Origin of the sequence: Nocardiopsis listeri (genome assembly GCF_020741345.1) — a bacterium.
GTDB classification, from domain to species: domain Bacteria; phylum Actinomycetota; class Actinomycetes; order Streptosporangiales; family Streptosporangiaceae; genus Nocardiopsis; species Nocardiopsis listeri_A.
This window is the reverse complement of sequence record NZ_DYZD01000056.1, coordinates 1-6592: the sequence shown is the minus strand read 5'-3', so window position 1 is coordinate 6592 and position 6592 is coordinate 1. Positions and strand designations below refer to the sequence as shown.

At 69.6% G+C, this 6592-nt stretch carries 4 protein-coding genes and 2 pseudogenes; 1 reads left to right on the top strand and 5 read right to left on the bottom strand.

Features of this window, described 5'->3' with window-relative positions; all coding sequences use genetic code 11:
- The 3 genes and pseudogenes from K8V84_RS03520 to K8V84_RS03510 form a co-directional block, all read right to left on the bottom strand.
- Window positions 1-257 (bottom strand): annotated as a pseudogene (locus tag K8V84_RS03520) (hypothetical protein); the annotation flags it as partial.
- Between the two features lie 450 nt (window positions 258-707).
- Window positions 708-2339 carry a glycoside hydrolase family 10 protein gene (locus tag K8V84_RS03515; protein ID WP_304070283.1) on the bottom strand — a complete coding sequence of 544 codons (1632 nt, stop codon included), beginning with the start codon at window positions 2337-2339 and terminating at the stop codon, window positions 708-710.
- Window positions 2340-2593: 254 nt separating this feature from the next.
- Entirely contained in the window at window positions 2594-3133 is a 540-nt protein-coding gene (locus K8V84_RS03510; protein ID WP_304070280.1) for a type I-E CRISPR-associated protein Cas6/Cse3/CasE, read from the bottom strand.
- Between the two features lie 177 nt (window positions 3134-3310).
- Here K8V84_RS03510 and K8V84_RS03505 point away from each other — a divergent pair.
- Window positions 3311-3802, top strand: a pseudogene (locus K8V84_RS03505) (RNA ligase family protein); the annotation flags it as partial.
- 68 nt (window positions 3803-3870) lie between these two features.
- Here K8V84_RS03505 and K8V84_RS03500 read toward each other — a convergent pair.
- On the bottom strand, window positions 3871-5373 hold the full coding sequence (locus K8V84_RS03500; RefSeq protein ID WP_304070277.1) for a sodium:solute symporter: 1503 nt from the start codon (window positions 5371-5373) through the stop codon (window positions 3871-3873).
- A gap of 64 nt (window positions 5374-5437) precedes the next feature.
- On the bottom strand, window positions 5438-6592 hold a 1155-nt coding region (locus tag K8V84_RS03495), incomplete at its 5' end, for an anhydro-N-acetylmuramic acid kinase (protein WP_304070275.1).

Genomic DNA, 6592 nt, shown 5'->3' with positions numbered 1-6592 from the left:
CCGAGGGTCGGACAGGCCGAGGTGGGATCGAGTTCGGGCAGGTCCGCCGCGTGGTCGCCGGGGGCCGCCGCGTCATGGCCCATCACGGCGTTGCCCATCACGTCGTGGGCGGCGGCCGGACCCGCGGCGGCGTGGGCCTCGTGCTGGAGGTGTCCCAGCGTGTGCATGGCTCCGAGCCCGAACAGCAACGCGACCAGTACCAGGACGCGCGCCCACGCGCGTCCCGGGCCCCGTGGCCGCCGTTCGATCCTCGTCATGGACACCACCCTACCCGTACCCCGAGGGGGTATAAGGTCGATTCCTCGAAGACCGGAGGTTCCGTGACTCCGGCCCCGTGGGATCAAAGGCGGGTCCCTCGGGGGCACCGACGGAGACGAACACGCTCAGACCCGACGAGGCCGAGGCCGCGCCCGCGTCCACCAACACGTACACCGGCACGTCCGGGCGTCGGGTGTTGTCCGGGGTGGCCGGCGCCAGGTGGTCGACCGGGAACTCCGGCATGCTCGACGCGCCGCCCGGGAGGCCGCAGCCGCTTCCGGGCTCCAGGCGCGCGAACTCGGCGACGGATCTCGGCGGTGGGCAGTACCCGGAAGTCGCCGGCGCAGGGACGCGGCGCCTCGATGACCGTTGCCTCCTGAGAAGACCCCTGAGCGAACATGAGGGGCCCGGTGGTCACCGGGCCCCTCATACGCTCTTCGAATCGGTTCCTAGGGGAGCCGTACCGCTTCGCTCACCCGGCTCTCGTGGTGCAGGCGGTCCAACGCGGTCACGTAGTACGTGGTGCCCGAACCGTCGGAGACGTCGAAGGTCGCCGCCCCGTCTTCGTCGGCGCGCACCGTACCCAGCATGTTGCGCGGGTCCTCGATGCCGCACTCGCCCTGCTCCGGGTCGGGCTCTCCTTCGAAGCCGTACACCGCGAAGTAGGCGGGAGCCTCACCCGAACCGGCCGTGATCTCCAACGTGCCCTCGTCGGTCGCGCTCGCCTCCGGTGACGCGGGCGCGGCCCCGCCCAGGTCCTCCTTGACCGGAATCAGTGCCGGGCTGGAGTAGTGGTCCGTCACCACGGTCTCCATGGCCTCCTGGGCGTTGGTGCGCAGCGAGTTCGCGCTGAAGTACACGTCACCGTGCACCCCCGCGTGGTCGCGGTTGAAGTCCAGGTGCGAGGAGAGTTCGTTCGGGTCCGACCAGGCGCCCTCGTTGCCGACCTTGTAGGCGGCCTGCCCGATGTACAGGTGGGTGTCGGTGCTCGCGGCGACCTCCTCCCACCAGGGGACCAACACCGCGTAGTCGGCCACGGGCAGCCCGATCTCCCAGTAGACCTGCGGGTTGATGTAGTCGAGCCAACCCTCGGTGACCCACTTGCGGCTGTCGGCGAACTGGTCGTCGTAGGACTGCGAACCGCTGGTCTCGGAGCCCTCGGGGTCGGTGGAGGAGTTGCGCCAGATGCCGAACGGGCTGATGCCGAACTTCACGTGCGGCTTGGTGGCGTTGATCGCCTCGCTCATCTCCCGGACCAGGGTGTCGACGTTGTCGCGTCGCCAGTCCTCGATGTCGTCGAAGTCGCCACCGTGCTCGGCGAAGGTCTCCTCGTCCGGGATCTCCTGCCCCTCGGCCGGATAGGGGTAGAAGTAGTCGTCGAAGTGGACGCCGTCGATGTCGTAGTTCTCGACCGAGTCCATCATCGCCTCGACCACGAACTCGCGCGCCTCGGGGATCCCGGGGTTGTAGTAGAGCTGGCCGTTGTACTCGAAGACCCAGTCCGGGTTCTGGCGGGCCGGGTGGTCCTCGACCAGCTGGGACGGGTCGTCGTGCATGGCGACCCGGTAGGGGTTGTACCAGGCGTGGAACTCGAGGTTGCGGGCGTGCGCCTCCTCGACCGCGTACTCCAACGGGTCGTATCCGGGGTCGCCGCCCTGCTCCCCGGTCAGCCACTCCGACCATGGTTCGAGGGGGGAGGGCCAAAACGCGTCCGCGGTGGGCCTGACCTGTACGAACACCGAGTTGAGGCCGTTGTCGACGGCCTCGTCGTAGAGGCCGTCCAGTTCGGCCTTCTGCTCATCGGCGCTCAGCCCCTGGCGGGAGGGCCAGTCGATGTTCTGCACACCGGCGATCCACTCGGCGCGCATCTGTTGCTTCGGTGGCGCTTCGGGGTCGGTCTCGCAGGCGTTCCGCCCTGCCGGGGAAGGTTCGGCGAGGGCTTGGGGCGCGTGCAGGAAGGCCGCGGTGAGCGCGGCGGTCAGGGCGCCGGCGAACAGCGCGGTACGTGCGGCGGTGTGGGGGATCGGAACCGTGGTCGATCCGGTGCGCGCCGTGGGGTGGTTCCGGTGCGGGTACGCCAAGGTTGCTCCTTTGCGGCTTTCTGTCGTGCGGGCAGGGCCTGGAAGGTCCTGGTGGGTCCGTTCCGGGTTCCCTGTGCGACGGTCAGCTCGGGCTTAGGAGAAAACCTTCATTATTTGTCCCCTGAATGCAACACTCCTACGCAAGGTTGGTCGGAATGCGTTCTATGTGGCATATGGGGCATTCAGGGTGCTTATGTCAGGTTTTGTCGCGGTCGAATCGCGTGCTTCGGTGCCGGAAGGTCCGTTCCCGGTTTTTACGCCTCCTGAGTGAGCAACAGGCCGGCCCCGGTCTGCAACCCCGCACCGATCCCCTTCAACGAGAGTTCGCGCAGCCGCTCGCCGTCCACCACCGTGGCGAGCCCGTCGAAGTGGTACCGGGCCGGTCTGCCGCCCAGGTGCTTCCACCCCACGGAGGTCACCTCCAACGCACCCTCCAGCCGCCGGTCCAACCACGCCTCGAACCCGGACTCGGGGACCGGGACGCGTTTGCCGCTCTTGCCGTCCTGGCCACGCCGCTCGGTGGGGGCCGAGATCAGCTCCCACTCGACCGTCTCACCCGCCTCGTGCAGGGGCATCGGATGGAAAGTGGCCGAGACCGCGCCGGGCAGCTTGCCCCAGGCCGGGGCGGTATCGGAGCTGACCAGCAGCATGTCCGGGGCCAGCCGGGCCCACAGCACCCGGACCTTCGCTTCCGGGTCGGGATCGACGGCTCCGCGCACGGCCTTCCCCATCACCGTCCACTCCTGCATTCCGGTGGCGCGGTAGGGGTCGAGGCGGATGTTGGTCAGGTACAAGGAGATCCGTTCCGGTTCGTCCCCGCGGGGAACTCGTGAGGGCGGGACCGTCCGACCCCGCCACGTCGACCCTCCACTCTAGGGGCCAGTCCCGCCCGACGGAAAAGGCTTTGTGGGGCCGATGCCGTTGCGGCGATAGTGAGCCGGACACGAACGCCACCCCCAGGAGGTTCGAGCATGTCCACCCTTCGGGTGACCGCCGAGCGACTCACGATCCTTCCGCACCCCGACGCCGACGCCCTGGAACCGGCCAAGGTCGGCCTGTTCCACGCCGTCGTGCCCAAGGGCGCCTACCGGACGGGTGAATGGGCGGTCTACATCCCGGAGCAGGGCGGCAGGAACCTCGCCCTGGTCGACGACGGCGAGAACCTGTACTGGAGGGCGGTGCGCGCCCACGAGGTCGGTGAGGCCGCGCGTGCGCTGGCCCGTCGGTTCGGTGCCCGTCGGGTGGGTGTGTTCGGTGAGGTGTTCGGCGCCGGGATCCAGGACCTGAAGTACGGCGAGACCGCCCATGGGGACCGGCCCGGGTACGCGGTGTTCGACATCGCCCTGGACGTGGACGGCAGGCGGGTCTGGCCGGACGCCGAGGACCTGCGCGAGGTGCTCGCCGAGGTGGGCCTGCCGGCGGTACCCGTGCTGTACGAGGGGCCCTACGACGAGAAGGCGCTGTTCGAGGCGGCCGGCCCGGCCGAACACCCGCGGAGCGCTCTCCCGAGCCGGGAGAGCGCTCCGGCCGTTCAGGGGCGTCCCTCCTTGGCGGGGGAGGGCTCGGCCTCGGCTTCGGCGGTGGGGGAGTCGTCGCGGTGGCGTCGCGACAGCAGGTACCCCAGCCCCAGCGTGATAGCGGACCCGATCGCGGTGTACCAGGTGAATCCCACCAGTTCCGGTTCGAACAGGAACAGCCAGGCCATCGTCGCCACGGCCACGGCGAAGGAGATCGCGGCGTCGGTCTGCCGGGCCCGCCGCACCCACAGACCGAGGAAGAACGCGCCCAGCAGGCCGCCGTAGGTGATGCTGGCGACGGACAACCCCAGTTCCACCACCGGGTTGTCGGTGCCGGTGAACATGGCGGCCGCCCCGATGAACACCAGGCCCCAGCCCAGGGTGAACAGACGACTCATCCGCAGAGCCTGCCCACCCTCCAAGCGACGGTGGGAGAACTTCTCGTACAGGTCGGCCATGGTCGAGGACGACAACGCCGACAGCGACGACGACAGGGTGCTCATCGCGGCCGCCATGATCCCGGCCAGGAGGAGCCCCGACAGCCCGGTGGGCAGTCCCTCGGCGATGAACACCGGGAACAGTTCGTCGGAGGTGCTCATCCCCAACCGCTCCACGGTGGCGTGTTCGAAGTAGGAGTACAGCGCCAGCCCCACGGTGAGGAACAGCGCGAACTGGAGGAAGACCACCACGCCGCTGACGATCACCGCCTTCTGGGCGTCGCGCAGGGTGCGACAACCCAGGAGCCGCTGCACGATGAGCTGGTCGGCGCCGTGGGAGGCGGTGGAGAGCAGGGCTCCGCCCAGCACCGCGGTGACCGTGGCGTAGGGGGCGGAGATCGGGTTCGAGGTGAAGTCCAGGAACCGGGTCTTGCCCTCCTCCGCCGCTACCGCCAGGAAGTTCACGTCGAGGCCGGTCGCGATGACGACCAGGGTCACCACTCCGCCGACGCAGTACAGGCCCATCTGGAGCACGTCCACCCAGACCACCGCGCGGATACCGCCCACCAGGGTGTAGAGGATGGTCACCACACCCATGACGGCGACGATCGTGAAGTAGGAGGCCTCCAACCCGATCGAGTCCAGGATGATCTTCATCGGGATGGCCGCCGCGAACAGGCGTACGCCGTCGGCGAGCAGCCGGGTGAACAGGAAGGTGACCGAGGCGGTGGCCTGCATGCCCCGACCGAAGCGCAGACCCAGGTAGGCGTAGGCCGTGGTCATCTCACCCCGGTAGTACCGGGGCAACAGCAGGTAGGCGACCACGATCCGGCCGATCAGGTAGCCCACGGCTACCTGGAGGAAGGTGACGTCGCCCAGATAGGCGACCCCGGGGACGCTGATCACGGTGAGCGCGCTGGTCTCGGTGGCCACCACCGAGAAGCACACGGCCCACCAGGGCAGTTCGCGGTTGCCGATGAAGTAGTCCTTGACGTCGCGTTGGCGACCGGACAGCTTCAGGCCCAACCAGGCCGAACACAACAGGTAGACGATGATGACGACGATGTCGACGGTCTGCACCGGCGGCTCCTCGGGGCGGTCATGGTGCGGGAGGGGCACGGCCGCGGGGGTGCGGCGACCGTGGTCAACCCCGAGCGGCCTCGATCCGAAGGCGCTCGGGTACCCGTGTGGCGGGTTCGGGAAGACGCAGGGGCTCGGCGCCGGGGGTGAAACGACCCGCCACGGTCGAGCGGTGGGCTCCCGTGCAGCCGGTGACCACACCGGGGATCCCGTGCCAACTCAGGAAACCGATCAGCGCGAAAAGGTACGCCTCCTTGGCGTCCCCGTCCACCCCGATCGCGTCGCTGAAGGTGAGCCGGGCCGGCTCCAGGTGGGCGGCCAGACGCTCCACCAGCACGGGGTTGCGGGTGCCGCCACCGGAGGAGATCACCTCCCTCACCCCGTGCGGGCGCAGGGCGTCGGCGACGGTGGTCGCGGTGACCTCGACCAGCGTGGCGAGCAGGTCCCCGTCCTCGGGGCGGCCCGCCTTGCGCAGTGCCTCCTCCAGGTAACCGGGGCCGAACAGCTCCAGTCCGGTGCTCTTGGGCGGGGCCAGCCGGTAGTAGGGCTCGGCGAGCAGGTACTCCAGCAGCTCCGGATCGGGGGTGCCGGTCCGTGCGAGCGCGCCGTCGACGTCCAGGTCGAACTCTCCGTCGCTGACCAGGCGCATCGCGGCGTCGAGCAGGGCGTTGGCGGGCCCGGTGTCGAAGGCCAGGGGTGGAGCGCCCTCGCGCACCACGGTCACGTTGGCGATGCCGCCCAGGTTGAGCGCCGCCGTGGGCTCGCTCCGGTCACCCAGCAAAAGGGTGTCCAGGACGGCGGCCAACGGTGCGCCCTGGCCGCCCGCGGCCACGTCCGCCGAGCGCAGGTCGGACACCACGGGAAGCCCGGTGGCCTCGGCGATCCAGGCGGGTTGACCCATCTGGAGGGTGCCGTGCACGGTGGAGCCGGTGACCCAGTGGAAGAGAGTCTGCCCGTGGGAGACGACCAGGTCGGCGTGGCCACCGCAGAAGGTTCGTACGGCCTCCGACGCGGCCTCGCCGAACTCCTGGCCGATGCGGGCGTCGACCTGGCACACCGTCTCCAGCGTGGTGTTCGCCGGTGGCAGTGCCGCGCGGATCTGCCACCGCAGGGCCGTCGAGTAGGGGCGGGTGAGGTGGCCCAACGGGGTCAGTCGGACCAGGTCGCCGTCCAGTTCGAGGCGGGCGGCGGCGACGTCGATGCCGTCGGCCGAGGTCCC